Source organism: Streptomyces liliiviolaceus (assembly GCF_018070025.1).
GTDB classification, from domain to species: domain Bacteria; phylum Actinomycetota; class Actinomycetes; order Streptomycetales; family Streptomycetaceae; genus Streptomyces; species Streptomyces liliiviolaceus.
Window position 1 is genome coordinate 3,683,133 of the sequence record NZ_JAGPYQ010000001.1, and the last position, 24,871, is coordinate 3,708,003.

26 protein-coding genes are annotated in these 24,871 nt (G+C 71.6%); 20 read left to right on the forward strand and 6 right to left on the reverse strand.

Annotation, left to right across the window (positions count from 1 at the left end):
• Nucleotides 1–191 precede the first annotated feature (191 nt).
• Nucleotides 192–3,737 carry a DNA polymerase III subunit alpha gene (dnaE, locus tag J8N05_RS16085; protein WP_210883492.1) on the forward strand — a complete coding sequence of 1,182 codons (3,546 nt, stop codon included), beginning with the start codon at nucleotides 192–194 and terminating at the stop codon, nucleotides 3,735–3,737.
• 120 nt (nucleotides 3,738–3,857) lie between these two features.
• Here dnaE and J8N05_RS16090 read toward each other — a convergent pair whose 3' ends face one another.
• On the reverse strand, nucleotides 3,858–4,037 hold the full coding sequence (locus J8N05_RS16090) for a hypothetical protein (RefSeq protein WP_210883494.1): 180 nt from the start codon (nucleotides 4,035–4,037) through the stop codon (nucleotides 3,858–3,860).
• A 222-nt stretch (nucleotides 4,038–4,259) separates the two neighbouring features.
• Here J8N05_RS16090 and J8N05_RS16095 point away from each other — a divergent pair, with 222 nt between their 5' ends.
• From J8N05_RS16095 to J8N05_RS16110, 4 genes are all read left to right on the forward strand, one after another.
• Nucleotides 4,260–5,540 (forward strand): NYN domain-containing protein, encoded by a 1,281-nt coding sequence (locus J8N05_RS16095; protein WP_210883496.1) that lies wholly within the window; start codon nucleotides 4,260–4,262, stop codon nucleotides 5,538–5,540.
• A gap of 202 nt (nucleotides 5,541–5,742) precedes the next feature.
• Entirely contained in the window at nucleotides 5,743–6,774 is a 1,032-nt protein-coding gene (locus tag J8N05_RS16100; protein ID WP_247706296.1) for an ABC transporter ATP-binding protein, read from the forward strand.
• A 71-nt stretch (nucleotides 6,775–6,845) separates the two neighbouring features.
• Nucleotides 6,846–7,688, forward strand: a complete 843-nt coding sequence (locus tag J8N05_RS16105) for an ABC transporter permease (RefSeq protein WP_247706297.1) — start codon at nucleotides 6,846–6,848, stop codon at nucleotides 7,686–7,688.
• 34 nt (nucleotides 7,689–7,722) lie between these two features.
• On the forward strand, nucleotides 7,723–8,352 hold the full coding sequence (locus J8N05_RS16110; RefSeq protein WP_210883501.1) for an AAA family ATPase: 630 nt from the start codon (nucleotides 7,723–7,725) through the stop codon (nucleotides 8,350–8,352).
• 234 nt (nucleotides 8,353–8,586) lie between these two features.
• On the opposite strand, the gene ybaK is transcribed toward J8N05_RS16110, so the two are convergent.
• From ybaK to J8N05_RS16130, 4 genes are all read right to left on the reverse strand, one after another.
• A complete protein-coding gene (ybaK, locus tag J8N05_RS16115) occupies nucleotides 8,587–9,093 on the reverse strand; it encodes a Cys-tRNA(Pro) deacylase (RefSeq protein ID WP_210883503.1) in 507 nt (168 codons plus the stop codon).
• 11 nt (nucleotides 9,094–9,104) lie between these two features.
• Nucleotides 9,105–9,845, reverse strand: a complete 741-nt coding sequence (locus J8N05_RS16120; protein ID WP_210883505.1) for an LON peptidase substrate-binding domain-containing protein — start codon at nucleotides 9,843–9,845, stop codon at nucleotides 9,105–9,107.
• 11 nt (nucleotides 9,846–9,856) lie between these two features.
• Nucleotides 9,857–10,900: a hypothetical protein gene (locus J8N05_RS16125; protein ID WP_210883507.1), complete on the reverse strand. Its 1,044-nt coding sequence runs from the start codon at nucleotides 10,898–10,900 to the stop codon at nucleotides 9,857–9,859.
• A 218-nt stretch (nucleotides 10,901–11,118) separates the two neighbouring features.
• Nucleotides 11,119–12,699 (reverse strand): oxidoreductase, encoded by a 1,581-nt coding sequence (locus J8N05_RS16130; protein WP_210883509.1) that lies wholly within the window; start codon nucleotides 12,697–12,699, stop codon nucleotides 11,119–11,121.
• 230 nt (nucleotides 12,700–12,929) lie between these two features.
• Here J8N05_RS16130 and hisD point away from each other — a divergent pair, with 230 nt between their 5' ends.
• The 8 genes from hisD to hisF are packed head-to-tail and all read left to right on the forward strand — an operon-like array spanning nucleotide 12,930 to nucleotide 18,786.
• The gene (hisD, locus tag J8N05_RS16135; protein ID WP_210883511.1) at nucleotides 12,930–14,249 is read left to right on the forward strand and encodes a histidinol dehydrogenase; all 1,320 of its coding nucleotides are present in this window, start codon (nucleotides 12,930–12,932) and stop codon (nucleotides 14,247–14,249) included.
• Entirely contained in the window at nucleotides 14,246–15,451 is a 1,206-nt protein-coding gene (locus J8N05_RS16140) for a histidinol-phosphate transaminase (RefSeq protein ID WP_247706298.1), read from the forward strand. Before hisD ends, J8N05_RS16140 begins: the two co-directional genes overlap by 4 nt.
• Nucleotides 15,448–16,041, forward strand: a complete 594-nt coding sequence (hisB, locus tag J8N05_RS16145) for an imidazoleglycerol-phosphate dehydratase HisB (protein WP_055518513.1) — start codon at nucleotides 15,448–15,450, stop codon at nucleotides 16,039–16,041. Before J8N05_RS16140 ends, hisB begins: the two co-directional genes overlap by 4 nt.
• A gap of 3 nt (nucleotides 16,042–16,044) precedes the next feature.
• Nucleotides 16,045–16,209 carry a hypothetical protein gene (locus J8N05_RS16150; RefSeq protein ID WP_189769981.1) on the forward strand — a complete coding sequence of 55 codons (165 nt, stop codon included), beginning with the start codon at nucleotides 16,045–16,047 and terminating at the stop codon, nucleotides 16,207–16,209.
• A complete protein-coding gene (gene hisH / locus J8N05_RS16155; protein WP_210883512.1) occupies nucleotides 16,206–16,895 on the forward strand; it encodes an imidazole glycerol phosphate synthase subunit HisH in 690 nt (229 codons plus the stop codon). Before J8N05_RS16150 ends, hisH begins: the two co-directional genes overlap by 4 nt.
• A 3-nt stretch (nucleotides 16,896–16,898) precedes the next feature.
• Entirely contained in the window at nucleotides 16,899–17,624 is a 726-nt protein-coding gene (gene priA / locus J8N05_RS16160; protein ID WP_210883513.1) for a bifunctional 1-(5-phosphoribosyl)-5-((5-phosphoribosylamino)methylideneamino)imidazole-4-carboxamide isomerase/phosphoribosylanthranilate isomerase PriA, read from the forward strand.
• The gene (locus J8N05_RS16165) at nucleotides 17,621–18,034 is read left to right on the forward strand and encodes a RidA family protein (protein WP_210883514.1); all 414 of its coding nucleotides are present in this window, start codon (nucleotides 17,621–17,623) and stop codon (nucleotides 18,032–18,034) included. Before priA ends, J8N05_RS16165 begins: the two co-directional genes overlap by 4 nt.
• A complete protein-coding gene (gene hisF / locus J8N05_RS16170; RefSeq protein ID WP_210883515.1) occupies nucleotides 18,031–18,786 on the forward strand; it encodes an imidazole glycerol phosphate synthase subunit HisF in 756 nt (251 codons plus the stop codon). Before J8N05_RS16165 ends, hisF begins: the two co-directional genes overlap by 4 nt.
• Nucleotides 18,787–18,888: 102 nt before the next feature.
• Here hisF and J8N05_RS16175 read toward each other — a convergent pair whose 3' ends face one another.
• The gene (locus J8N05_RS16175; protein WP_210883516.1) at nucleotides 18,889–19,524 is read right to left on the reverse strand and encodes a TIGR03085 family metal-binding protein; all 636 of its coding nucleotides are present in this window, start codon (nucleotides 19,522–19,524) and stop codon (nucleotides 18,889–18,891) included.
• Between the two features lie 116 nt (nucleotides 19,525–19,640).
• Here J8N05_RS16175 and hisI point away from each other — a divergent pair, with 116 nt between their 5' ends.
• The 7 genes from hisI to trpM all read left to right on the forward strand — a co-directional run bounded on the left by hisI (nucleotide 19,641) and on the right by trpM (nucleotide 24,798).
• Entirely contained in the window at nucleotides 19,641–20,069 is a 429-nt protein-coding gene (hisI, locus tag J8N05_RS16180; RefSeq protein WP_210883517.1) for a phosphoribosyl-AMP cyclohydrolase, read from the forward strand.
• An 11-nt stretch (nucleotides 20,070–20,080) separates the two neighbouring features.
• The gene (locus J8N05_RS16185; protein ID WP_210883519.1) at nucleotides 20,081–21,568 is read left to right on the forward strand and encodes an anthranilate synthase component I; all 1,488 of its coding nucleotides are present in this window, start codon (nucleotides 20,081–20,083) and stop codon (nucleotides 21,566–21,568) included.
• A 100-nt stretch (nucleotides 21,569–21,668) separates the two neighbouring features.
• Nucleotides 21,669–22,310 (forward strand): TIGR02234 family membrane protein, encoded by a 642-nt coding sequence (locus J8N05_RS16190; protein ID WP_210883521.1) that lies wholly within the window; start codon nucleotides 21,669–21,671, stop codon nucleotides 22,308–22,310.
• A gap of 260 nt (nucleotides 22,311–22,570) precedes the next feature.
• Entirely contained in the window at nucleotides 22,571–22,804 is a 234-nt protein-coding gene (locus J8N05_RS16195) for an HGxxPAAW family protein (RefSeq protein WP_189770002.1), read from the forward strand.
• 89 nt (nucleotides 22,805–22,893) lie between these two features.
• A complete protein-coding gene (locus J8N05_RS16200; protein WP_210883523.1) occupies nucleotides 22,894–23,367 on the forward strand; it encodes a DUF2752 domain-containing protein in 474 nt (157 codons plus the stop codon).
• A gap of 183 nt (nucleotides 23,368–23,550) precedes the next feature.
• The gene (gene trpC / locus J8N05_RS16205) at nucleotides 23,551–24,360 is read left to right on the forward strand and encodes an indole-3-glycerol phosphate synthase TrpC (RefSeq protein WP_107017524.1); all 810 of its coding nucleotides are present in this window, start codon (nucleotides 23,551–23,553) and stop codon (nucleotides 24,358–24,360) included.
• A 141-nt stretch (nucleotides 24,361–24,501) separates the two neighbouring features.
• The gene (gene trpM / locus J8N05_RS48125; RefSeq protein ID WP_383949683.1) at nucleotides 24,502–24,798 is read left to right on the forward strand and encodes a tryptophan biosynthesis modulator TrpM; all 297 of its coding nucleotides are present in this window, start codon (nucleotides 24,502–24,504) and stop codon (nucleotides 24,796–24,798) included.
• The last annotated feature ends 73 nt before the right edge of the window (nucleotides 24,799–24,871 follow it).

The following is a 24,871-nucleotide window of genomic DNA, read 5'->3' on the forward strand; positions in this document are numbered from 1 at the left end:
GAAGGTACGTCCGAAGGTACGGGGGGAAGCGCCCACCCGTCACCCGACCGCCGCCCCTCATCGAGGCGCTGCGCGCCACAGTGCTTGACTCAAGTGTCAGTGCTCAGGCATACACTTCGTGGCTGTCCCCCCAGACTGTCCGCAGCCGGTAGGGATCTCGTCGACGCCAGTTCTTCTTGGAGGCCGAAGCCGTGTCAAAGCCGCCGTTCACGCACCTGCACGTCCACACCCAGTACTCGCTGCTGGACGGTGCCGCGCGGCTGAAGGACATGTTCGACGCGTGCAACGAGATGGGCATGTCGCACATTGCGATGTCCGACCACGGCAATCTCCACGGCGCCTACGACTTCTTCCACTCGGCCAAGAAGGCGGGCGTCACCCCGATCATCGGCATCGAGGCGTACGTGGCCCCCGAGTCACGGCGCAACAAGCGCAAGATCAAGTGGGGCCAGCCGCACCAGAAGCGGGACGACATCTCCGGTTCCGGCGGTTACACCCACAAGACGATCTGGGCGGCGAACAAGACGGGGCTGCACAACCTGTTCAGGCTCTCCTCGGACGCGTACGCGGAGGGCTGGCTGCAGAAGTGGCCCCGCATGGACAAGGAGAGCATCTCCCAGTGGTCCGAGGGGCTGATCGCCTCCACCGGCTGCCCCTCCGGTGAGCTGCAGACCCGGCTGCGCCTCGGCCAGTTCGACGAGGCGGTGAAGGCGGCCTCCGAGTACCAGGACATCTTCGGCAAGGACCGGTACTTCCTGGAGCTGATGGACCACGGCATCGAGATCGAGAGCCGGGTCCGCGACGACCTCCTGCGCGTCGGCAAGAAGCTGGGCATCCCGCCCCTGGTGACGAACGACTCGCACTACACGTACGCCCACGAGGCGACCGCGCACGACGCGCTGCTGTGCATCCAGACCGGCAAGAACCTCTCCGACCCGGACCGCTTCCGCTTCGACGGCACCGGTTACTACCTGAAGTCGACGGACGAGATGTACGCCGTGGACTCCTCGGACGCCTGGCAGGAAGGGTGTGCGAACACCCTCCTGGTGGCCGAGCAGATCGACACGACCGGCATGTTCGAGGCGAAGAACCTCATGCCGAAGTTCGACATCCCCGACGGCTTCACCGAGGTCACCTGGTTCCAGGAGGAGGTGCGCCGCGGCATGGAGCGCCGCTTCCCCGGCGGCGTCCCCGACGACCGCCAGAAGCAGGCCGAGTACGAGATGGACGTCATCATCCAGATGGGGTTCCCGGGCTACTTCCTCGTCGTCGCCGACTTCATCATGTGGGCCAAGAACCAGGGCATCGCGGTCGGCCCAGGCCGAGGCTCCGCGGCCGGCTCGATCGTCGCCTACGCCATGGGCATCACCGACCTCGACCCGATCCCGCACGGTCTGATCTTCGAGCGGTTCCTGAACCCCGAGCGCGTCTCCATGCCCGACGTCGACATCGACTTCGACGAGCGCCGGCGCGTCGAGGTGATCAGGTACGTGACCGAGAAGTACGGCGCCGACAAGGTCGCCATGATCGGCACGTACGGCAAGATCAAGGCGAAGAACGCCATCAAGGACTCCGCGCGCGTGCTGGGCTACCCGTACGCGATGGGCGACCGGCTCACCAAGGCCATGCCCGCCGACGTCCTCGGCAAGGGCATCGACCTGAACGGCATCACGGACCCCAAGCACCCGCGCTACGGCGAGGCCGGCGAGATCCGCGGGATGTACGAGAACGAGCCGGACGTCAAGAAGGTCATCGACACCGCGAAGGGCGTCGAGGGCCTGGTCCGCCAGATGGGTGTGCACGCGGCCGGCGTGATCATGTCCAGCGAGCCCATCGTCGACCACGCCCCGGTGTGGGTGCGGCACACGGACAACGTCACGATCACCCAGTGGGACTACCCGCAGTGCGAGTCGCTCGGCCTGCTCAAGATGGACTTCCTGGGCCTGCGCAACCTCACGATCATGGACGACGCCATCAAGATGGTGAAGGCCAACAAGGGCATCGACCTGGAGATGCTCTCCCTCCCGCTGGACGACCCCAAGACCTTCGAACTGCTCTGCCGCGGTGACACCCTCGGTGTCTTCCAGTTCGACGGCGGCCCGATGCGCTCGCTGCTCCGCCAGATGCAGCCCGACAACTTCGAGGACATCTCCGCCGTCTCGGCCCTCTACCGGCCGGGCCCGATGGGCATGAACTCGCACATCAACTACGCGGAGCGCAAGAACAAGCGCCAGGAGATCACCCCGATCCACAAGGAGCTGGAGGAGCCGCTCGAAGAGGTCCTGGCGGTCACCTACGGCCTGATCGTCTACCAGGAGCAGGTCCAGAAGGCCGCCCAGATCATCGCCGGCTACTCGCTCGGCGAGGCCGACATCCTGCGCCGCGTGATGGGCAAGAAGAAGCCCGAGGAACTGGCGAAGAACTTCGTCCTCTACCAGGCGGGCGCCCGGAAGAACGGCTACAGCGACGAGGCGATCCAGGCCCTGTGGGACGTACTGGTCCCGTTCGCCGGATACGCGTTCAACAAGGCGCACTCGGCCGCGTACGGACTGGTGTCGTACTGGACCGGCTATCTGAAGGCGAACTACCCGGCCGAGTACATGGCCGCGCTGCTCACCTCGGTCAAGGACGACAAGGACAAGTCGGCGGTCTACCTGAACGAGTGCCGGCGCATGAAGATCAAGGTCCTGCCGCCGAACGTCAACGAATCGGAGCAGAACTTCGCCGCGCAGGGCGACGACGTGATCCTCTTCGGCCTCTCCGCCGTCCGCAACGTCGGCACGAACGTCGTCGAGTCGATCATCCGCAGCCGCAAGGCCAAGGGGAAGTACAACTCCTTCCCCGACTACCTCGACAAGGTCGAGGCCGCCGCCTGCAACAAGCGCACCACGGAATCCCTCATCAAGGCCGGCGCCTTCGACACGATGGGGCACACGCGCAAGGGCCTCACCGCGCACTTCGAGCCGATGATCGACAACGTGGTCGCGGTGAAGAGGAAAGAGGCCGAGGGACAGTTCGACCTCTTCGGCGGCATGGGCGAGGCCGACAACAGCGAGCCCGGCTTCGGACTCGACGTGGAGTTCACCACCGACGAGTGGGACAAGGCCTACCTGCTCGCCCAGGAGCGGGAGATGCTCGGCCTGTACGTCTCCGACCACCCGCTCTTCGGCCTGGAGCACGTGCTGTCCGACAAGGCCGACGCGGGCATCGCCCAGCTCACCGGCGGCGAGCACGGGGACGGCGCGGTCGTCACCATCGGCGGCATCATCTCCGGCCTCCAGCGCAAGATGACCAAGCAGGGCAACGCCTGGGCCATCGCCACCGTGGAGGACCTGGCCGGTTCCATCGAGTGCATGTTCTTCCCCGCGACCTACCAGCTGGTGTCGACGCAACTCGTCGAGGACGCGGTGGTGTTCGTCAAGGGACGCCTCGACAAGCGCGAGGACGTGCCGCGCCTGGTCGCGATGGAACTGCAGGTCCCGGACCTGTCGAACGCGGGCACCAACGCGCCCGTGATCCTCACCATCCCGGCCCTGAAGATCACCCCGCCCATGATCAGCAGGCTCGGCGAGATCCTCAGCCACCACCGCGGCGAGAGCGAGGTACGGATCAGGCTCCAGGGCCCGAGCAAGACCACGGTCCTGCGGCTCGACCGGCACCGGGTGAAGCCCGACCCCGCGCTCTTCGGCGACCTGAAGGTGCTGCTGGGCCCGGCCTGCCTGGCGGTCACCGGCTGACGGCCCGAGGGGCCTTCGGGCCTCCGGTTCTCCCGGTCTCCGGACCGGCGCGAGGGGCGCACCCGTGCACGGGTGCGCCCCTCGGCGTGTGCCTGGGCCGCAAGGGCCCGCGCTCTCGGCTCAGTTGTGGCCGAAACGCTTCTGGTGCTTGCGGGCGACATCGGCCGGGCTGCCCTGGATCTGCGACACCGGCGACTGCCGCTCCTGAGCCGAGGACCGCTCGGACTGCTCCTGCGCACGCTCCGGCTGCGAAGAGCGGCTCTGTTCGCCGCCCTGCTTACGGTTCTTGTTCTTGGCCATGGTGCTGCCTCCTACGGGGTTTTCAGGGGCCAGGGCCGGGACCAGACTCACATAGGCTGAGGAGTCGCGCATTTCGGATAATTACCGTGCGTAATAAGGCCTGTGGGCGAGTGATACGCCGATCCGCCACGCCGAAGATCGAGTTCCGGCCGTTAACCTCCGCGTGGTCGGGCAGACTCGAAGGAAGCCCGAAGCAAACCTCCCGGAAAGAGGGTGGATCGCGTGGACCGCTGCATCGTCCTGGTGGACGCCGGTTATCTGCTCGGGGCCGCTGCCAGTCTTCTCGCCGGGGAACCCTCGCGATCCCGGATCACCGTGGACCACGCCGCCCTCATCCAGGGGCTGCGCGAGCGCGCCGAGTCCGAGACGGATCGGCCCCTGCTGCGCATCTACTGGTTCGACGGCGCCCCCGACCGCGTACCGCAGCCGGAACACCGCAGGCTGCGGGTGATGCCCCGGGTCACGGTGCGCCTCGGCGCGCTGACCCGCAGCGACGGGCGGTGGGCGCAGAAGGGCGTCGACGCCGCCATGCACGCCGAGCTGACGGAGCTGGCGCGCAATCGTGCCTGCTCCGACGTCGTACTCGTCACCGGCGACGGGGATCTGCTGCCCGGCATGATGGCCGCCAAGGAACACGGGGTCGCCGTGCACCTGTGGGCCGTGCAGGCCGCGGACGGCGACTACAACCAGTCCGAGGACCTCGTCGCCGAGGCCGACGAGCGGCGCGTGCTCGACCGGGTCTGGATCACCAAGGCCGTCCGGGCCAAGGAACTCGGCGGGGTCTGCGCGCCGCCGCCCGTGCCGCGGCCCGAGATCGCCGCGATCCTCTCCGCGCCGCTGCCCGAGTCCGCGCTCGGCTCCACGCTGGGCTCCGCCGGTGAGCGGACCGTGGGGGAACGGACCGTGGGGGAACGGGCCGTGGCGGAGGCCGAGCACACGCAGGCCGCGCCGGGCGAGAACGGCACGGAGGCGCGGGTGCCGGCCGCGAAGGGTGTGCCCACGCCGAAGGACCTGGCCGCGCTGCGGGCGCCCGGACCGCCCGGTGCGCCCGGCGGGGCGGCGGCGCAGCATCCCGCGAACGCGACGCTGCGCTGGTCGTCCGACAAGGGGTGGGTGGACCGGCCCGGTACCGCCGCCCCGGAGAACGCGGAGGCGGCGCTGCTGCCGACGCTCGCGCAGCTCACCTCGGCGGAGCAGCGGTGGGCCGACCGGGAGGAGGACATCACCACGGTCGGCGGTGACCCCTTCGAGGTCGGGCAGGTGTTCGCGCGGCGGTGGATGGGGCGGCTGGCCGACCAGACGCAGCTGCCGAAGCTGTCCACGATGTATCCGCGGGTGCCGCATCGGATCGACGGGGAGCTGTTGCGGTACGCGGCGCGGTTCGGGTTGCTCGCGCACAAGGACGATCAGATCGATGAGCATGACCGGTATGCGATTCGGGCGGGGTTCTGGCGGGAGATCGATGCGCGGACCTCTGCGGAGCATGCTCCCGCAGGGGAGTAGGTGGGGTGTTGTGTTGTCGGGTGCGGGTCGGTGGGGGTTGGTCGCGCAGTTCCCCGCGCCCCTTGGGACGGGCTGCGCCCTGTCCCCGCGTCCCTGAGGGGCACTTCGTGTGCCCCTGATGGGGGCCCTGGCGTCCGGCTCTGGCGGGGTTTGGCCTCCCCGCGCGTTGTTCGTGGGGTGGGACCCCGTAGTCTCGGGTCTCGTGAGTACGCGCACCGCACAGGCAGTCCGGGACGGGCACGGTGGGGATGTCGTGTGTGCCGTGCGGGATCTTACGAAGACGTATCCGGCGGTGCGCGGCCGGCGCGGGCAGCCCGCGACACCCGAGGTGCGGGCCACCGACGGCGTCCGCATCGACATCCGGCAGGGCGAGATCTTCGGGCTGCTCGGGCCGAACGGCGCCGGCAAGACCACTCTCGTACGCCAGCTGACCGGGCTGATGCGCCCCGACCGCGGCAGTGTCGAGATCCTCGGGCACGACATCGTGCGCCACCCCGAGCGGGCGTCGCGCATCCTCGCGTACCTCGGGCAGGAGTCCACCGCGCTCGACGAGCTGACCGTGTCGCTCGCCGCGGAGACCACCGGCCGGCTGCGCGGGCTCGACGTGCGCGGCGCGCGGGCCGAGCGGGACGCGGTCCTGGAGGAGCTGGGGCTCACCGCACTCGCCTCGCGGCCCCTGAAGAAGCTCTCCGGCGGACAGCGGCGGCTCGCCTGCTTCGCCACCACCCTCGTCGGCGTACGGCCCTTCCTCGTCCTCGACGAGCCCACCACCGGGATGGACCCCGTCGCCCGCCGGGCCGTCTGGAGCGCCGTCGACCGGCGCCGGGCCGAGCACGCCACGACGGTCCTCCTGGTCACCCACAACGTCATCGAGGCGGAGACCGTCCTCGACCGCGTCGCCGTGCTCGACCGGGGCCGCGTCATCGCCTGCGACACCCCCTCCGGCCTCAAGGAACAGGTCGCGGGCGAGGTACGGCTCGAACTCGTCTGGCGCGAGCGCGCCCCGCTCGACGTGCCGGAAGTCGCGGCCCTGCGCGACCGCGCCGTAGAGTCGGGCCGTCGCTGGTCGCTGCGGCTGTCTCCCGAGGAGGCCCGCGCGGCCGTCGCGGCGGTCACCGGCGGCGCCGCGTTCGCGGCCCTGGACGACTTCACGCTCGCCACGCCGAGCCTGGAGGACGTGTATCTGGCACTGGGCGGCAGCGCCGGAAGCGTACGGGGGTTGGTCAAGGCATGAGCACGCGGGCCCCCGCAGCCGTACGGAACAGGTACAAGGACGACAGCCGAAGCGAACAGGAGCCGCGCGACGTGAGTGTCGTACCCGCCGAGATCCTGCCCGGCGCAGCCCGTGTGGACGGGAGCCGGAGCGTGGACACCGAGGACGGTGCCCGTGCCGTGGCCGTGCTCGGGCCGCGCGCGCGGCTGTGGCCGGCGCTGGCCGCCGTCTACCGGGCGCAGCTCTCCCGGGCCAGGGTGGCGCGGATCCCGCTGCTGTTCGTGGCGACCTTCCAGTCGATCGGGATCATGGTCCTGATGCGCGGGGTCGTGGACGGCGGCGGCGAGGCGCGGGCCGTGGTCGCCGGTTCGTCGGTCCTCGTGGTCGCGTTCGTCGCGCTCAACCTGCTCGCCCAGTACTTCGGACAGCTGCGCGCCAGCGGCGGTCTCGACCACTACGCGACGCTGCCCGTACCGCCCGCCGCCGTCGTGCTCGGCGCGGCCGCCGCGTACGCCTCCTTCACCGTGCCCGGGACGCTGGTGACCGCCGTCGTGGGCAGCGTCCTCTTCCAGCTGCCGCTGACGCACCTGTGGATCCTCGTCGCCGTCATCCCGCTCGCGGGCGCGGCGCTCGCCGGGCTCGGAGCGGCGCTCGGACTCCTCGCGCCCCGCCCCGAACTGGCTACGCTGCTCGGCCAGTTGGGCATGTCCGCCGCGCTGCTGCTCGGCGTGCTGCCGCCGGACCGGCTGCCGACGTTCGTGCAGTGGGCGCGCGATCTGATGCCCTCCACCTACGGGGTCGAGGCGCTCGGGCTGACCTTCGGGCCGGACCCGGACTGGGGTCTCGTGCTGCTCGACCTCGCCGTCTGCGCGGGTGTCGGCGTCGCCTCGCTGGCCGTCGCGACCTGGGCCTACCGCCGGGCGGCCGTCCGGTGACGCGCCCGACAGGCGGGCCTGGCACGATGGCGGTGTGACCGCACCGCTGAACCCGCCTCCGCCGCCGCACCACCAGCCGCCGCACGACGCCTGGCAGGCGCCGCCCGCCGGGTACGGGCTCGGTCATCAGGAGGACGGTCCCGGAATGAAGACAGAGCTGCGCGAGGCCGCGATCGTCGTGGTCGCGATGGCGGTCGGCGGGCTGCTGCTCGGTGTCCTGTGGTGGTGGCTGGCACCGCACGTGCCGCTGGTCTCGGACGACACCACCGTCTACCTCGCGGACACGGAGGGGGAGCAGGCCATCGGCGTGGACGGAACGTTCACTCTGCTGGCACTCGGCCTCGGCCTGGTCAGCGCGCTGGTGGTGTTCCTGGCGCGGCGCAAGGGCGGCATCGCGCTCGTCGTCGCCCTCACCGTCGGCGGCGTCCTCGGCTCCCTGGTCGCCTGGCGCCTCGGCATCTGGCTCGGCCCCACCCAGGACGTGGTCGCGCACGCCAAGGAAGCCGGCAAGGGCGTCACCTTCGACGCCCCGCTGGAACTCGGCGCGAAGGGCGCCCTGCTGGCCTGGTCCCTCTCGGCCCTGCTGATCCACCTGGGCCTGACGGCCCTCTTCGCCCCCAGGGACCCGGACCCCTTCGAGACCCCGTACTACCCCAAGGCCTAGAGGGTGGGGCAGCCCCACAGGGGCACAGGGGCGCGGGGAACCGCGCGCCCGGCCACGGCGCACCCGCAGCCGACTCACCGGCCTTCGAGCGGAGCGTTCACGCCGGCCGCCGCCCATGATTCGCCCGACCCTTCCGGACACGCCACTTCCGCTTACGCGTCTTCTTCGACATGTCCTCGGTACTTAACCGAGAACCCGGCCCCCGTCGAGAGCCCGCGCACGCCCGCCGGGAGGTCAGCTCCGCCCGACGGCGGCCACCACCGCACCGGTGAGCCGCGCGAGGTCGTCGGGGGCCAGCTCGACCTCCAGCCCCCGCCGCCCCGCGGAGACACAGATCGTGGCGTGCCCGCGCGCGGACGCGTCCAGCACCGTACGGAGCCGCTTGCGCTGTCCGAGCGGCGAGATGCCCCCGCGGACGTACCCCGTGGTGCGTTCCGCGGCGGCCGGATCGGCCATCGCGGCCCGCTTGCCGCCCACCGCCGCCGCCAGCGCCTTCAGGTCGAGGGAGCCCGCCACGGGCACGACGGCGACCGTCAGGTCCCCGTCGACGTCCGCGACCAGCGTCTTGAAGACCCGGTCCGGGGACACCCCCATGGCCTCGGCGGCCTCCTCCCCGTACGAGGGGTGCGCCGGATCGTGCTCGTAGGCGTGGACCGTGAACCCGACCCCGGCCGCGGCGAGCGCCACGGTGGCCGGTGTCCCGCCCGTCTGCTGCTGCTGCTTCTTCGCCTTCTTGGCCAAGGAAAGTTCCTTCAGTTCAGGCTCGTCGGCCCGCGCGTCAGCTCCGACGCGGGCAGCGAGGGCAGATTGCGGATGATCGCGGTCTCCGCCCGCAGCAGCGTCAGCTCCTCGCGCAGCCGGGCCGCCGTGTCCGGTGCCTGGAGCAGCCGCTGCTTCGCCGGGACGTCCAGCATCGCCGCCGCCGCGACCAGGTACGAGACGACGGACGGCTCGTCGGGGAGATCGGCCCCGGTGGCGAGCGACCGCTCCCGCGCGCCCGCAAGCCGCTTCTGGTACTGGCGGAAGGCCCGCAGCACCCCTTCCGCCAGCGCCCCCGCCTCTTCGCCGGGCTCCTCGGGCAGTTCTTCGAGGTCGGCCGTCAGATAGGGCCCGGAGGCGTCCACGGACTCCAGCCGTACCCGGGTCGTGCCGGTGGCCAGTACCTCGAAGCTGCCGTCGGCCCGCTCCCTGATCGTCGCCGCGTCGGCGATGCAGCCCACCGCGTGGAAGGCCTTCAGCGGCTCGTCGCCGAAGCCCGCCGAGGGCCCGCGCTGCGGTACGGCCGTCTGGTCGGGCATACCGGGCGACGTGGCCGCGACCTCGTGGCCGTCGCGGATGGCGACGACGGCGAACCGGCGCGGTTCGTCCTCGGGGGTCTTCAGCAGATCGCGCATCATCGCGCGATAGCGCTCCTCGAAGATGTTCAGCGGCAGGACGAGCCCGGGAAACAGCACCGAGTTCAGGGGGAAGAGTGGGAGCCGGACGGTGGTCACGACGGGAAAGCCTAATGGTCACCGGAGGGCGTAGGTCCGCCGCGCTCACTCCTTGGATGCGGAAGATCCCCGATCCGTGACCTCAGAGGTCGGTCCGAGGCCACTTGGAGCCGTATTCCGTCGCGCAGTTCGAGGAACTGGCCGAGCGGATCGTCCGAGACCCGGTCCCAGGGGAACGAGGTGGCGTACGGGCCGATCCGGCGCAGTTGTTCCAGCGCGTCCTCCCAGCGCTCCAGCCTGACCAGCACATAGGTGAGCAGATTGCGGACCTCCGCGGGCCACGGGTCGGCGTCCCGGTACTCGGCGGAGAGGGCGATCGCCAGGTCGGCCGCCGCGTCGAGGCGTGCGCGGCCGACGGCGGCCCCGCCGCCCTCGGTCAGATAGGCGAAGGCCGCCCGCACGGGCAGGGCCTGGACCAGGGAGCCGGGCAGCGCGTCGTGGGCGGCGCGCTCGGCGAAGTCGAAGCACTCGCGGTGCGAGCCGTACCAGGCGGCGGACAGGTACTGCAGGGCGGCCACATGGCAGCCGTAGTGGTGCGGGGAGCGGCGGACGGCCTGCGCCCACAGCTGCTCGAACTCGGTGTGCGGGGCGTTCGTGCCCCGGGCGTGGTCCAGCGCGATCCGCCACGGCACGGGGTCGCGCGGGGCGCCCTCGGCGGCGGCGGAGATCAGCGGCCCGACCTGGCGCAGCAGCTCGGCGCGGGCCGGTGACCGCCAGCTCCGGCACACCGCGAGTTCGGCCTTGACCAGGGCCGCGTCCGGGTCGTGCGGGGCGGCGGAGCGCCAGTGGTCGAACCACTCGCCGCGGGAGAGGGCGAAGGCCGCGAGGCGGGTCGCGTACCGGTCCCGGTTCTCCCACTCGGCCGACTCGCGGGTGGTGGACAGGAGCTTTCCGGCCGGGCCGTACTCGCCGCGGCCCGCCGCGACCAGGGCCGGGCCGAGCCGCTCGTCGGGGGCGTCGAGCAGCACCTCGTCGTCGTCGGGCAGACCGGCGGCGAGACTCGAAGTGTTCCGCGCCATCCGGACCGTACGGAGGAGCGCTCGCAGCAGTGCCATGGTGGGTCCATTGAAAACCGCAGGTCGGACCCGTACCAGAGGGTGTGCGGTGACGCTTTCGTAACCGTGTTTTGGTTGCGTGTGGGTGGGTCAAGGGCCGGTAAAAGGTGACTGTCGCTCAGGTGTCGGCCGGTTGTGCGGCGTCCGTGCGGCGGGGCCGCCCACCTCGCGCGGAAGCTGTCGCCCACCTCCCGCGAGAGCTGTCGACCGGTCGGCGGTCAGCCTCTGCGGAGCGTTCGGGTCGCGCCCGCCGCCACCGTCGTCGCCAGGACCCAGCCCAGCAGGATCACCACCGCGGCGAGCCACTGCCAGCCGCCGCGCAGCTGCCAGTAGCCGGCCTGGCCGAGGTCGATGAGCGGCAGCAGCAGGTCCAGGGCGAAGATCGAGGGGTTCCACGGCGGATGCTCACCGCTCTTGAGCGGCGGATGGTCGGCGTGCGCGAAGGCGAAGGAGGTCACCGCCCAGAGCACGCCCATCCAGATGGCCGCACGCCCCGGCCGGTACCCGTAGGCGACCGTCCAGTCCTGCACATGGCCCCACAGCTTGGCCGCGATCGGCAGGTTCTCGCGGCGGTGGCGCTGCTTGGCGAGCAGCACCTCGCGCGCCTCCTCGTCCTCGCCGCTGTTGCGCAGCACGGTCGCCAGCCGCTCGTACGGCTCCGGGCTGTACTCGGGTGTGGCCGCGGCCACCCACTGCAGGCGCCGGGCCAGCGGGAACGGGCCGCGCGGCACCAGGTACTCGTACTGGAAGCCGCCCATCTGCAGCTGGCCCGCGCCCGGCCAGCTGGTCGCCTGGTCGATGAGGGTGACCACCCGCGCCCCGTTCAGCACGACCCGCCCGCGCTGCGGACGCCGGCCGAGGAACCGCAGCTCGGGCACCTGGACGCGGCGCAGCGAGATCTCCTGGTCGTCGCGCAGGGTGAGGCGGGCCTGCTCGAAGTCGACCGCGTCGCCGAACCGGCCGTCGTCGAGCCGGATCCCGCCCTCGCACTCGAAGCGCTGCACCCGGGTGCCGTGCGCGGGGGTCCGGCCGCTGGTCAGCACGGGGTCACCGACACCCGCGGGGGTCATGTACATGGTGCGCTCGACGGTCAGCTGCGGTGCGTTCAGCGCCCGGCGCCCGTACGGATTGGCCAGCCGGCTGCCGCGCAGGCTGAGCGAGACGCCGACCTTCGCGCCGCGCAGGCTCAGCTCGCCGTGCGACTCCATCATCTCGGCCTGCAGATCCTGCCCGATGGTCATCCCGTCGCCGACGAGGGAGTTGTCGCGCCGGTCCCGGTAGATCACCGCCTGGTTGAGCAGCAGGTCCGTGCCTATGTGCGCGTCGGTGAGGCGCACGCCGTTGTGGAAGCGGCAGCGCGGCAGATGCAGATCGCCCTCGGTGTGCAGCCGGGCCGCCTCCAGCCGCGGTATCGCGCAGTCCACCAGCCGCAGCGTCGTGAACCGCGACTCCGGCAGCAGGATCTCCTTCTCGAAACGGCAGCCCTTCATCTCGACGTACGGCTCGACCGTGCCGCCCGCGAGATCGAGCGGGTCGACGATCTGCACCCCGGCCAGCTTGAGGGAGGCCACCCGGCCGTCCAGCGCGGGCGGGCCGTTCAGCAGCAGCCAGCACACGATCCTGGCCCGGACCGTGCGCTCCGGGCCCCAGGGATGGCCACCGTGCGGATCGTCGGCGGCGGTGTCCCCGGCCCGCAGGTCGTACACGCTGCCGTTGCGGAACGCCTGCCACATGCCGGCTTCGGCCGCGCTCAGGTCGTCGGGCAGTTCGCCGACGCGCAGGCCGGCCCCATCGGTCACGATTTTCTCTCACTCCTCAGTTACTCGCCGGTTCGTACAGCCGTCCCTGTGATGCCCGCTGAGTCGGCGCCTGAACGCCGAGAGTGACGATGGTTGCTCTCCGTGACTGACGGGGGCCGGATCCAGCCACCCGCCGTCCGCTGATCCGTGGCGCGTATCAGCGATTGATACAGCCGTCCGGCGCCCGACGGCCGTCTGAGAGAATTAGCTACGTGCTGCAACATTTCGCTATGGCCCGAATCGATCTGCGCGGCGACGCCCTCCCCGAGGGCCCCGCCCTGCGCGACCTGCTGCCCCGAGCCGACTTCGACGTCTCGGCCGCCCTGGAGAAGGTGCGTCCGATCTGCGAGGCCGTGCATCATCGGGGCGACGCGGCACTGATCGACTACGCGGAGAAGTTCGACGGCGTACGCCTGGAGTCCGTACGGGTCCCCGCGCAGGCCCTCACGGACGCGCTCGAACAGCTCGATCCGGCAGTGCGCGCGGCCCTGGAGGAGTCGATCCGCCGCGCCCGCATCGTCCACCGCGAGCAGCGCCGCACCACGCACACCACCCAGGTGGTCCCCGGCGGCTCGGTCACCGAGAAGTGGGTGCCCGTCGACCGCGTCGGGCTGTACGCGCCCGGCGGCCGGTCCGTCTACCCCTCGTCCGTGATCATGAACGTGGTCCCGGCGCAGGAGGCAGGTGTCGGGTCCATCGCGCTCGCCTCGCCCGCCCAGGCCGACTTCGGCGGCCTGCCGCACCCGACGATCCTGGCCGCCTGCGCGCTGCTCGGCGTCGACGAGGTGTACGCGGCCGGCGGCGCGACCGCCGTGGCGATGTTCGCGTACGGCACCGAGTCCTGCCCGCCCGCCAACATGGTCACCGGCCCCGGCAACATCTGGGTCGCCGCCGCCAAGCGCTACTTCGCGGGCCGGATCGGCATCGACGCCGAGGCGGGACCGACCGAGATCGCGATCCTCGCCGACGACGGCGCCGACCCCGTGCACGTCGCCTCCGACCTGATCAGCCAGGCCGAGCACGATCCGCTCGCCGCCGCCGTCCTCGTCACCGACTCCCTCGCGCTGGCCGACGCGGTCGCCAAGGAACTGGAACCGCAGGTCGCCGCCACCAAGCACATCGAGGACCGGATCGTCCCGGCACTCGGCGGCAGGCAGTCCGCGATCGTGCTGGTCGACGGGGTGGAAGAGGGACTGCGGGTCGTCAACGCCTACGGCGCCGAGCACCTGGAGATCCAGACGGCCGACGCGAGCGCGGTCGCCGACCGGGTCACCAACGCCGGCGCGGTCTTCGTCGGCCCCTGGGCGCCCGTCTCGCTCGGCGACTACGCGGCCGGCTCCAACCACGTCCTGCCGACCGGCGGCTGCGCCTGCCACTCCTCGGGCCTGTCCGTCCAGTCGTTCCTGCGCGGCATCCACATCGTCGACTACACCCGCGACGCGCTGGCCGAGGTCGCCCACCACGTCGTGACGCTCGCCGAGGCGGAGGACCTCCCCGCCCACGGCGCGGCGGTCAAGGCCCGGTTCGGCTGGAAGGTTCCCGGCAAGTGAGTACCCACGGCGGTTCCTCCGACAGCTCGATCGGCATAGACGATCTGCCGATCCGCGACGAGCTGCGCGGCAAGTCCCCGTACGGCGCCCCGCAGCTCGACGTGCCCGTACGGCTCAACACCAACGAGAATCCGTACCCGCTGCCCGAACCGCTCGTCGAGCGGATCGCCGAGCGGGTGCGCGAGGCCGCGCGCCACCTCAACCGCTACCCCGACCGGGACGCGGTGGAGCTGCGCACCGAGCTGGCCGCCTATCTGACGAAGACCGGCCGGCACGTGGTCGGCGTCGAGAACGTGTGGGCGGCCAACGGGTCGAACGAGGTCATCCAGCAGCTGCTGCAGACCTTCGGCGGGCCCGGCCGCACCGCGATCGGCTTCGAGCCCTCGTACTCGATGCACGGGCTCATCGCACGCGGCACCGGCACCGGATGGATCTCCGGTCCCCGCAACGACGACTTCACGATCGACGTGAGCGCGGCGGAGCAGGCCATCGCCGAGCACCGGCCCGACGTCGTGTTCATCACCACCCCCAACAACCCCACGGGCAACGCGGTTCCGTCCACCACGGTCCTCGCGCTGTACGAGGCGGCGCAGGCGGCCAGGGCCGGGAGCGCCGGCGCGATGGTCGTCGTCGACGAGGCCTACGTCGAGTTCAGTCACGGTGAGTCACTGCTGCCGCTGCTCGAAGATCGGCCGAATCTCGTCGTCTCGCGCACCATGTCGAAGGCGTTCGGCGCGGCCGGGCTGCGCCTCGGCTACCTCGCCGCCCACCCGGCGGTCGTGGACGCCGTCCAGCTCGTACGGCTGCCGTACCACCTGTCGGCCGTCACCCAGGCGACCGCGCTGGCCGCCCTGGAGCACACCGACACCCTGCTCGGTTACGTCGAGCAGCTGAAGACGGAGCGTGACCGGCTGGTGGCCGAGCTGCGCGCGCTGGGCTTCGAGGTGACCGAGTCCGACGCCAACTTCGTCCAGTTCGGGCGGTTCGACGGCGCGGCCGGCTCGCACGAGGCCTGGCGGCTGATCCTCGACCGGGGCGTCCTGGTCCGGGACAACGGCGTACCGGGATGGCTGCGGGTCACCGCCGGCACCCCCGCCGAGAACGACGCGTTCCTCGCCGCGGTCCGTGCACTGCCGCGCGATTTGCAGACATCCGTGCCCGCGGGGGACACCCCCGCACCCCCGAAGGAGCAGAGCGCATGAGCCGCGTAGGCCGTGTCGAACGGAACACCAAGGAGACCTCCGTCGTCGTCGAGATCGATCTCGACGGCAGCGGGAAGGTCGATGTGTCGACAGGCGTCGGCTTCTACGACCACATGCTCGACCAGCTCGGCCGGCACGGTCTGTTCGACCTGACCGTGAAGACCGAGGGCGACCTGCACATCGACTCGCACCACACCATCGAGGACACCGCCCTCGCCCTGGGCGGCGCCTTCAAGCAGGCGCTCGGCGACAAGGTCGGCATCTACCGCTTCGGCAACTGCACCGTCCCGCTGGACGAGTCGCTCGCCCAGGTCACCGTCGACCTCTCCGGCCGCCCCTACCTCGTGCACACCGAGCCCGAGAAGATGGCGCCGATGATCGGCGAGTACGACACGACGATGACCCGGCACATCCTGGAGTCCTTCGTCGCCCAGGCGCAGATCGCCCTGCACGTGCACGTGCCGTACGGGCGCAACGCCCACCACATCGTGGAGTGCCAGTTCAAGGCGCTCGCCCGGGCCCTGCGGTACGCCTCCGAGCGCGACCCGCGCGCGGCGGGCATCCTTCCCTCCACGAAGGGCGCGCTGTAAGCCATGAGCGGCCTCTCCACCGTCCTCATCGTCGTCGGGCTCTTCCTGCTCGGCGGCGTCTACTCCTTCGTCAAGCAGCAGATGCCCAAGAGCCTGATCATCCTGCTGTCCATCGGCGCGGCCATGTGCCTCGTCGCCGGTGTCGTCCGCCTGGAGGTGTGGAATTGAGTACCCCCGACACCCCTTCGGGCACGTCTTCGGGCACGTCTTCGAGCACCCCTTCGAAGCGAGTGGTCGTCTTTGACTACGGCTTCGGGAACGTCAGGTCCGCCGAACGCGCCCTCGCGCGCGCGGGCGCCGACGTCGAGATCACCCGTGACTACGACAAGGCCATGGCCGCGGACGGGCTGCTGGTGCCGGGAGTCGGCGCCTTCGCCGCCTGCATGAAGGGCCTGCGGGAGGCGCGCGGAGACTGGATCGTCGGCCGCCGCCTCGCTGGCGGCCGCCCGGTCCTCGGCATCTGCGTCGGCATGCAGATCCTCTTCGAGCGCGGCATCGAACACGGCGTCGAGACCGAGGGCCTCGACGAGTGGCCCGGCTCGGTCGAGCCGCTCCAGGCCGACATCGTGCCCCACATGGGCTGGAACACCGTCGAGGCACCGGCCGGCACGAAGCTCTTCGCCGGTCTCGACACCGACGCGCGCTTCTACTTCGTGCACTCGTACGCCGTCCACGACTGGTCCCTGGAGACCGCGAACCCGGCGATGCGCTCACCGCTCGTCACCTGGTCCACGCACGGCAAGCCCTTCGTGGCGGCCGTCGAGAACGGCGCCCTGTGGGCCACCCAGTTCCACCCCGAGAAGTCCGGCGACGCCGGAGCCCAGCTGCTCACCAACTGGATCGGAACCCTGTAGACCATGGCCAAGCTCGAACTCCTCCCCGCCGTCGACGTCCGCGACGGCCAGGCCGTCCGGCTCGTGCACGGCGAGTCCGGCACGGAGACCTCGTACGGTTCCCCGCTCGACGCCGCCCTCGCCTGGCAGCGGTCCGGCGCCGAGTGGCTGCACCTGGTGGACCTGGACGCCGCGTTCGGCACGGGCGACAACCGCGCGCTGATCGCCGAGGTCGCCCGCGCCATGGACATCAAGGTGGAGCTGTCCGGCGGCATCCGCGACGACGACACCCTCGCCGCGGCCCTCGCCACCGGCTGCACCCGCGTGAACCTCGGCACCGCCGCCCTGGAGACCCCCGAGTGGGTCGCCAAGGTCATCGCCGAGCACGGCGACCAGATCGCGGTCGGCCTCGACGTCCGCGGCACCACCCTGCGCGGCCGCGGCTGGACCCGCGACGGCGGCGACCTCTACGAGACGCTGGAGCGCCTCGACAAGGAGGGCTGCGCGCGGTACGTCGTCACCGACATCGCCAAGGACGGCACCCTCCAGGGCCCCAACCTGGAGCTCCTGAAGAACGTCTGCGCGGCCACCGACCGGCCCGTCGTCGCCTCCGGCGGCGTGTCCTCGCTGGACGACCTGCGCGCCATCGCCGACCTCGTCCCCCTCGGCGTCGAGGGCGCGATCGTCGGAAAGGCCCTGTACGCCAAGGCCTTCACCCTGGAAGAGGCTCTCGCGGCGGTGGCCGGATGAGCGACCTGCGACGCGTCACGACCGGCGCCCCCTGGGAGGAGGCCTTCGGCTACTCCCGCGCGGTGGAACTGCCCAACGGCCTCGTCCTGGTCTCCGGCTGCACCTCCGTGGTGGACGGCCAGATCGCCGGCGGCGACCCGTACGAGCAGGCCGTCAACTCCTTCAAGGTGGCCCTCTCCGCCCTGGAACAGCTCGGCCTCGGCGCCGAGCACGTCGTCCGTACGCGCATGTACCTCACGCACGCCCGGGACGTGGAGGACATCGGCCGCGCCCACAAGGAGTTCTTCGACGCGGTCCGGCCGGCCGCCTCGATGATCATCGTCTCCGGTTTCGTCGATCCCGGCCTGGTGGTCGAGATCGAGGTGGAGGCGTACCGCGGGGCGGCCCCGGGGGAGGGGTCCGCGTCATGACCCTCGCCGTACGTGTCATCCCCTGCCTGGACGTCGACAACGGCCGGGTCGTCAAGGGCGTCAACTTCCAGAACCTGCGCGACGCGGGCGACCCCGTCGAGATGGCCAAGGTGTACGACGCCGAGGGCGCCGACGAGCTGACGTTCCTGGACATCACCGCGTCCTCCGGCAACCGCGAGACCACCTACGACGTGGTGCGCCGCACCGCCGAGCAGGTGTTCATCCCGCTCACGGTGGGCGGCGGCGTACGCACCGCCGAGGACGTCGACAAGCTGCTGCGGGCGGGCGCGGACAAGGTCGGCGTCAACACGGCCGCCATCGCCCGTCCCGACCTGATCCGCGAGATCGCGGAGCGCTTCGGACGCCAGGTGCTGGTCCTGTCGGTGGACGCCCGCAGGACGGCCGCCGGCACCTTCGAGGTGACCACCCACGGCGGCCGCGAGGGCACCGGCATCGACGCCGTCGAATGGGCGCACCGGGCCGCCGAACTGGGCGCGGGCGAGATCCTGCTCAACTCCATGGACGCCGACGGCACCAAGGACGGCTACGACCTGGAGATGATCGGCGCGGTGCGCAAGCACGTCACGGTCCCGGTCATCGCCTCCGGCGGCGCGGGCGGCCTCGCCGACTTCCCCCCGGCCGTCACCGCGGGCGCCGACGCGGTGCTCGCCGCGTCGGTCTTCCACTTCGGCGACCTGCGCATCGGCCAGGTGAAACAGACACTGCGGGAGGCGGGCCACCCCGTGCGGTGACGCTGCTGCAGACGCCGTACCGATGGGAGCCCCGGCCGCCGAGCGGCCGGGGCTCTCGTCCGTCCTGAGCCGTGCGGACGGGGCGTCCGCCGCACGCCCGCTCTACAGGCCCAGTTGCTTCGTCTCCTGGAGTTTGGCTATCGCGTCCTTGTCGCCGTCGACCTCCACGTCGGCCACGCTCTGGCGGCCGTGGGCGAAGAGGACCAGTTCTGCGGGGTCGCCGGTGACCGTGACCACGGGGGTGCCCTTGTGGGCGACGACCGTCTGGCCGTCCGGGCGGCGCAGGACCAGGCCGGTGGGGGCGCCCCGGCCCATCATCCTGGCGATGCGTTCGAGGCGGGACCACAGGGCGTCCTGGAAGACCGGGTCGAGCACCCGCGGCACCCAGTCGGGCCGGGCCCGGCGTACGTCCTCGGTGTGGACGTAGAACTCGATCGCGTTCGACGCCTCGTCGATCTGCTTCAGGTTGAACGGCGAGAAACGCGGCGGCCCCGTACGGATCAGCTGGATGAGTTCCTCGTACGGCTTCGCGGTGAACTCCGCCATCACCCGGTCGAGCCGTGACGCGAGCTGCTTGATCAGGATGCCGCCGGCGGCGTCCGGGCGGCGCTCGCGCACCACGACATGGGCGGCGAGATCGCGGGTGTTCCAGCCCTCGCACAGAGTGGGGGCGTCCGGTCCCTCTGCCTCCAACAGATCGGCGAGGAGAAGTCGTTCACGCTTCGCATGGGTCGACATGCCTGCCAGCCTACGACCGCCCCGGCGGTCCGCCCACTTCTGCGGGCCACCGATCTCGGCTCTCAGCCAGTGGACGCCGTCCGGGCGCCTGCGGCCGGCGCGGCACAATGGTCGGCATGACCAGCACGCCCACGCCCAGCAGGCCCAGCGGCCTGGACCCCGAGATCGCCGCACGCCTCAGGCGCAGCGCCGACGGGCTCGTACCCGCCATCGCCCAGCAGTACGACACCGGTGAGGTGCTGATGCTCGGCTGGATGGACGACGAGGCGCTGCATCGCACGCTGACGACCGGCCGGTGCACGTACTGGTCGCGCAGCCGCCAGGAGTACTGGGTCAAGGGCGACACCTCCGGGCACTTCCAGTGGGTCAGGTCCGTCGCGCTCGACTGCGACGCCGACACCGTGCTGGTCAAGGTCGACCAGGTGGGCGCCGCCTGCCACACCGGCGACCGCACCTGCTTCGACGCCGACGTGCTCCTCAAGGACGCCGGGAGCGCCGGGGATGCCGGGGACGCGGATTCCGGCGTACCCGCCGTGGATCAGTAAGGTCAGCGGCCATGGACCTCGACACCTTCCGCAAGCTGGCCACCGACCGGCGTGTCATCCCCGTCAGCCGCAAGCTCCTCGCGGACGGCGACACCCCCGTCGCGCTCTACCGCAAGCTCGCCGCCGAACGCCCCGGCACCTTCCTCCTGGAGTCCGCGGAGAACGGCCGCACGTGGTCCCGCTACTCCTTCGTGGGGGTCCGCTCGGCCGCCACCCTCACCGAGCGCGACGGACAGGCGCACTGGCTGGGCACCCCGCCCGTCGGGGTCCCCGCCGACGGCGACCCCCTCGCCGCCCTGCGCGCCACCATCGAGACCCTGCACACCCCGCACGACCTCGCCGGCGGCCACGCGCTTCCGCCGTTCACCGGCGGCATGGTCGGCTATCTCGGCTACGACATCGTGCGCCGCCTGGAGAAGATCGGCCCCGGCGAGCGCGACGACCTCAAGCTGCCCGAGCTGACCATGCTCCTCACCAGCGACCTCGCGGTCCTCGACCACTGGGACGGCTCGGTCCTGCTGATCGCCAACGCGATCAACCACAACGACCTCGACTCGGGCGTCGACGAGGCCTATCACGACGCCGTGGCCCGCCTCGACGCCATGGAGGCAGACCTCTCGCGGCCCGTCTCGCAGCCGCCGGCCGCGCTCCCGCCGTCCGAACTCCCCGAGTACACCGCGCTGTGGGGCGGCCCCGACTACCAGGTCGCCGTCGACGACATCAAGGAACGCATCCGGGCCGGCGAGGCCTTCCAGGTCGTCCCCTCCCAGCGCTTCGAGACGGCGTGCACGGCGAGCGCGCTGGACGTCTACCGGGTCCTGCGGGCGACCAACCCCTCCCCGTACATGTACCTCTTCCGCTTCGACGGCTTCGACGTCGTGGGCTCCTCCCCGGAGGCCCTCGTCAAGGTCGAGGACGGGCAGGCGATGGTCCACCCCATCGCGGGCACCCGGCCGCGCGGCGCCACCGTCCAGGAGGACCAGGCCCTCGCCGACGAACTGATCTCCGACCCCAAGGAACGCGCCGAGCACCTGATGCTCGTCGACCTGGGCCGCAACGACCTGGGCCGGGTCTGCGAGCCCGGCTCCGTGGAGGTCGTCGACTTCATGTCCATCGAGCGCTACTCCCACGTCATGCACATCGTCTCGACCGTCACCGGCAAGGTCGCCGAGGGGCGTACGGCCTTCGACGTACTCACCGCCTGCTTCCCCGCCGGCACCCTCTCCGGCGCCCCCAAGCCCCGCGCGATGCAGATCATCGACGAACTGGAGCCCTCGCGGCGCGGTCTGTACGGCGGCTGCGTCGGCTACCTCGACTTCGCGGGCGACTCCGACACCGCGATCGCCATCCGTACGGCCCTGCTGCGGGACGGCACGGCGTACGTGCAGGCGGGCGCCGGGGTCGTCGCCGACTCGGACCCCGTCGCCGAGGACACCGAGTGCCGCAACAAGGCGGCGGCGGTCCTGCGCGCGGTCCACACGGCCAACCGGCTCTCCTGACGGGCGCCCTGCATGACAGGGTCGACAAGGAGACATTCGCGGGCAGTGCGACGCGGCTCACGTGTCCTCGGGTGACGGTTCGCCCGGAGTTCAGGCGATAGTGGGGTACGTGACTGCTGTACCGCACCCCCGATCCGAAGCCCCCGGACCCGCCCGCTCCGGCCGCCGGAGCCTCGCCGTCGCCCTGTTGTCGGGCGCGCTCGGCGCGGCCCTCGTGCTGCTCGCCACCCGGCGCGGCTGGTCGGGCGGCACGGCGACCGTGGCCGGCGGCGACTTCCCGCTGAGCGCCTCGGGCAGTGACGTCACCGGCGTCCCCGCCTCGCTGGCGATCGTCGGACTCGCCTCCCTCGTCGCCGTCTTCGCCGTCCGCCGGGCCGGGCGCTTCCTGGTCGCCGGACTCCTCGCGCTCTCCGGCGCGGGCACGATCGCCTCCGCGCTCCTCGGTCTCTCCGACAGCTCCGCGCTGGACGAGAAGGCCGCGGAGGCGACCGGGGACACCGCCGCGACGGTGGACACGATGACGCACACGGGGTGGCCGTACGTGGCCGCGGCGGGTGGGTTGCTGCTGCTGCTCGCGGGGCTGCTGGCGCTGCGGTACGGGCGGCTGTGGCCGACCATGTCGGGGCGCTACGAGCGGGACGGGACGCCTCGGCCGCGGCGGGTTCGGGCGCCGGTCGATCCCGATCGGCCCGAGGAGATCTGGAAGGCGCTCGACCGGGGCGAGGACCCTACCGGGGCTTGACCGTTCGAGGGGGCGCGTTCTCGGCTGCGGGCCGGTGGGGGCCGTTCGCGCAGTTCCCCGCGCCCCTAGGGGGCTGGGGCGTAGCCCCGGTTTTTAGGGGCGCGGGGAACTGCGCGACAAGCCCCCACCGGGCCGCACTCGTCCACCGGCCCGTGGGCCCCGGGCGTCACCACGGACCCCCGCTCAACCCACACTCACCCGTGCGGGACAATAGGGCGCGAGCGTCCGGCTCATACACGTACAGCAACGAGGAGCAAGTCATGGCGGGCAGCAGCCACGGCCACACCCCGGCCGCCTGGACCGGTGTCATCATCGCCTTCATCGGTTTCTGCGTCTCCGGCGCCTTCATGGTGCTGGCCAGCCCGCTGGGCTTCTGGGCCGGCATGGTCATCGTCGTCCTCGGCGGCGTGGTCGGCATGGCCATGCGCGCGGCGGGCCTCGGCCAGCCGAAGAACTCGCACCCCACCCACCAGGTCGCGTCGGCCGAGAGCTGACCGCGGCGCGCTGCCCAGGAGGCGGGTTCGGCTCGTCGAGCGCCGGGACCGCCTCCCGCCATGTGCGGCCGGCCCCCGGGCCCGGCAGAATGCGACGCGTGAACGCCGAATCCCAGAGGGTGACGCCCGCTCCAGGATCCGCTCCCGCGTCCGCGGCCGGGACCGGAGCCGCGGTACGCCGGCTCGCCGTACCCGGCGGGATCCTCGTGGCCGTCGCCGCCGCCTTCGCGTACGTGGGAACCGTCGACCCGAACGAACCCGGCCACTACCCCGCCTGCCCCCTGCTCCGCTACACGGGCCTGTACTGCCCCGGCTGCGGAGGGCTGCGCAGCGCCCACGCCGTCGCGCACGGGGATCTCGGGACGGCCCTGGGTGCCAACGCGCTCGCCGTGACCGGCTATCTGGTCTTCGCCGTGCTGTGGACCGTCTGGGTGGTCCGCACGGCCCGGGGCCGCCCGATGAACATCGATCCCGGGCCGCCCCTGCTGTGGAGCCTGGGCGCGTTGTCGCTGGTCTTCACCGTTGTCCGGAACCTGCCGTTCGGTGGCTGGCTGCATCCTTGATCAATCAGGGAACGTCCAGGTAGTGGGACCGGCGTCAACCGGATGTGAGACCCACGCCCTCCTGCGGATACCATCGCAGTGACCACCGGTTTCGTCCGATGCGACAAAGCCCCGGTCGACAGCGGAACCGCTTCACCCGCCCGACCGCTTCAACCGTTCACCGTCTGGAAGGGGGCCGCTCGCGTGAGTGTGCTCGACGAGATCATCGACGGAGTCCGTGCCGACCTCGCGGAACGGCAGGCGCGCGTCAGCCTCGACGAGCTCAAGGAGCGCGCCGCGAAGGCTCAGCCTGCCAAGGACGGTGTCGCGGCCCTGCGCGGCGACGGCGTCAAGGTCATCTGCGAGGTCAAGCGCTCCAGCCCGTCCAAGGGCGCCCTCGCCGCGATCGCCGACCCCGCGGCCCTCGCCGCGGACTACGAGGCCGGCGGCGCGGCCGTCATCTCCGTGCTCACCGAACAGCGCCGCTTCGGCGGCTCGCTCGCCGACCTGGAGGCCGTCCGCGCCCGGGTCGACATCCCGGTGCTGCGCAAGGACTTCATCGTCACGTCGTACCAGCTGTGGGAGGCCCGGGCGTACGGGGCCGACCTCGCGCTGCTCATCGTGGCCGCCCTCGACCAGCCCGCCCTGGAGTCCCTCATCGAGCGCGCCGAGTCCATCGGGCTCACCCCGCTCGTCGAGGTGCACGACGAGGACGAGATCGACCGGGCGGTGGACGCCGGGGCGAAGGTCATCGGCGTCAACGCGCGCAACCTCAAGGACCTGAAGGTCGACCGCGGCACCTTCGAGCGCATCGCGCCCGAGATCCCCGCGCACATCGTGAAGATCGCCGAGTCCGGTGTCCGCGGCCCGCACGACCTCATCGCCTACGCCAACGCGGGCGCCGACGCCGTCCTGGTCGGCGAGTCCCTGGTCACCGGCCGGGACCCGAAGACGGCCGTCTCGGACCTGGTCGCCGCGGGCGCGCACCCCGCGCTGCGGCACGGGCGGGGCTGACCTCTCCCGATGAGCGCCGGCCGCACCCCCGCCGCGACCACCCGTCCGGGCTCCCGCCCCGACGGTGGCCCGGCGCGCGTCCGGTCCGTCGCCGCAGGGCTCTCGGCGGCTCCCGGCCCCTACGCGCGGCCAGGGGGTGTTGTGAAAGTCCCGCACAGCACCCACGGCGCCCGGCACGCGCCCTCGCCGCACCGGACGAAGACCCAAGTACGTCCAGTACGAGAGCCTTCGTCCGGCGCACCGAGGACACGCACCGAACACCGCGGGCACCGCACAGGACTTTCACAACACCCCCTGGCCCGCGGCTGCCGTCCGCGCGGCTGCCGGGCGCCCGCGCGGCGCGTGCACGGGCGTCGGGTGCGGTATGTCATCGGTGACGAGCCGGGGCAGGTGAACGGCATGCGATGGCGTCAGCGCGTGTCACCTGCGGTGGGCTGAGCCACGTCCTTGCGTTCCGCCGGAAGCCCGCTGTGAATCCGCGGGCCGGTGGGGGCTGGGCGCGCAGTTCCCC

Excerpts from the sequence above, each read along its gene's own strand:
- hisD (WP_210883511.1), top strand. The coding sequence starts at position 12,930 with ATGGCCCGAATCGATCTGCGCGGCGACGCCCTCCCCGAGGGCCCCGCC.
- hisI (WP_210883517.1), top strand. The coding sequence starts at position 19,641 with ATGACCAGCACGCCCACGCCCAGCAGGCCCAGCGGCCTGGACCCCGAG.
- J8N05_RS16175 (WP_210883516.1), bottom strand. The coding sequence starts at position 19,524 with ATGTCGACCCATGCGAAGCGTGAACGACTTCTCCTCGCCGATCTGTTG.
- priA (WP_210883513.1), top strand. The coding sequence starts at position 16,899 with ATGGCCAAGCTCGAACTCCTCCCCGCCGTCGACGTCCGCGACGGCCAG.
- J8N05_RS16165 (WP_210883514.1), top strand. The coding sequence starts at position 17,621 with ATGAGCGACCTGCGACGCGTCACGACCGGCGCCCCCTGGGAGGAGGCC.
- J8N05_RS16125 (WP_210883507.1), bottom strand. The coding sequence starts at position 10,900 with ATGGCACTGCTGCGAGCGCTCCTCCGTACGGTCCGGATGGCGCGGAAC.
- hisF (WP_210883515.1), top strand. The coding sequence starts at position 18,031 with ATGACCCTCGCCGTACGTGTCATCCCCTGCCTGGACGTCGACAACGGC.
- J8N05_RS16090 (WP_210883494.1), bottom strand. The coding sequence starts at position 4,037 with ATGGCCAAGAACAAGAACCGTAAGCAGGGCGGCGAACAGAGCCGCTCT.
- hisB (WP_055518513.1), top strand. The coding sequence starts at position 15,448 with ATGAGCCGCGTAGGCCGTGTCGAACGGAACACCAAGGAGACCTCCGTC.
- J8N05_RS16200 (WP_210883523.1), top strand. The coding sequence starts at position 22,894 with ATGCGACGCGTGAACGCCGAATCCCAGAGGGTGACGCCCGCTCCAGGA.
- J8N05_RS16150 (WP_189769981.1), top strand. The coding sequence starts at position 16,045 with ATGAGCGGCCTCTCCACCGTCCTCATCGTCGTCGGGCTCTTCCTGCTC.
- J8N05_RS16185 (WP_210883519.1), top strand. The coding sequence starts at position 20,081 with ATGGACCTCGACACCTTCCGCAAGCTGGCCACCGACCGGCGTGTCATC.
- J8N05_RS16195 (WP_189770002.1), top strand. The coding sequence starts at position 22,571 with ATGGCGGGCAGCAGCCACGGCCACACCCCGGCCGCCTGGACCGGTGTC.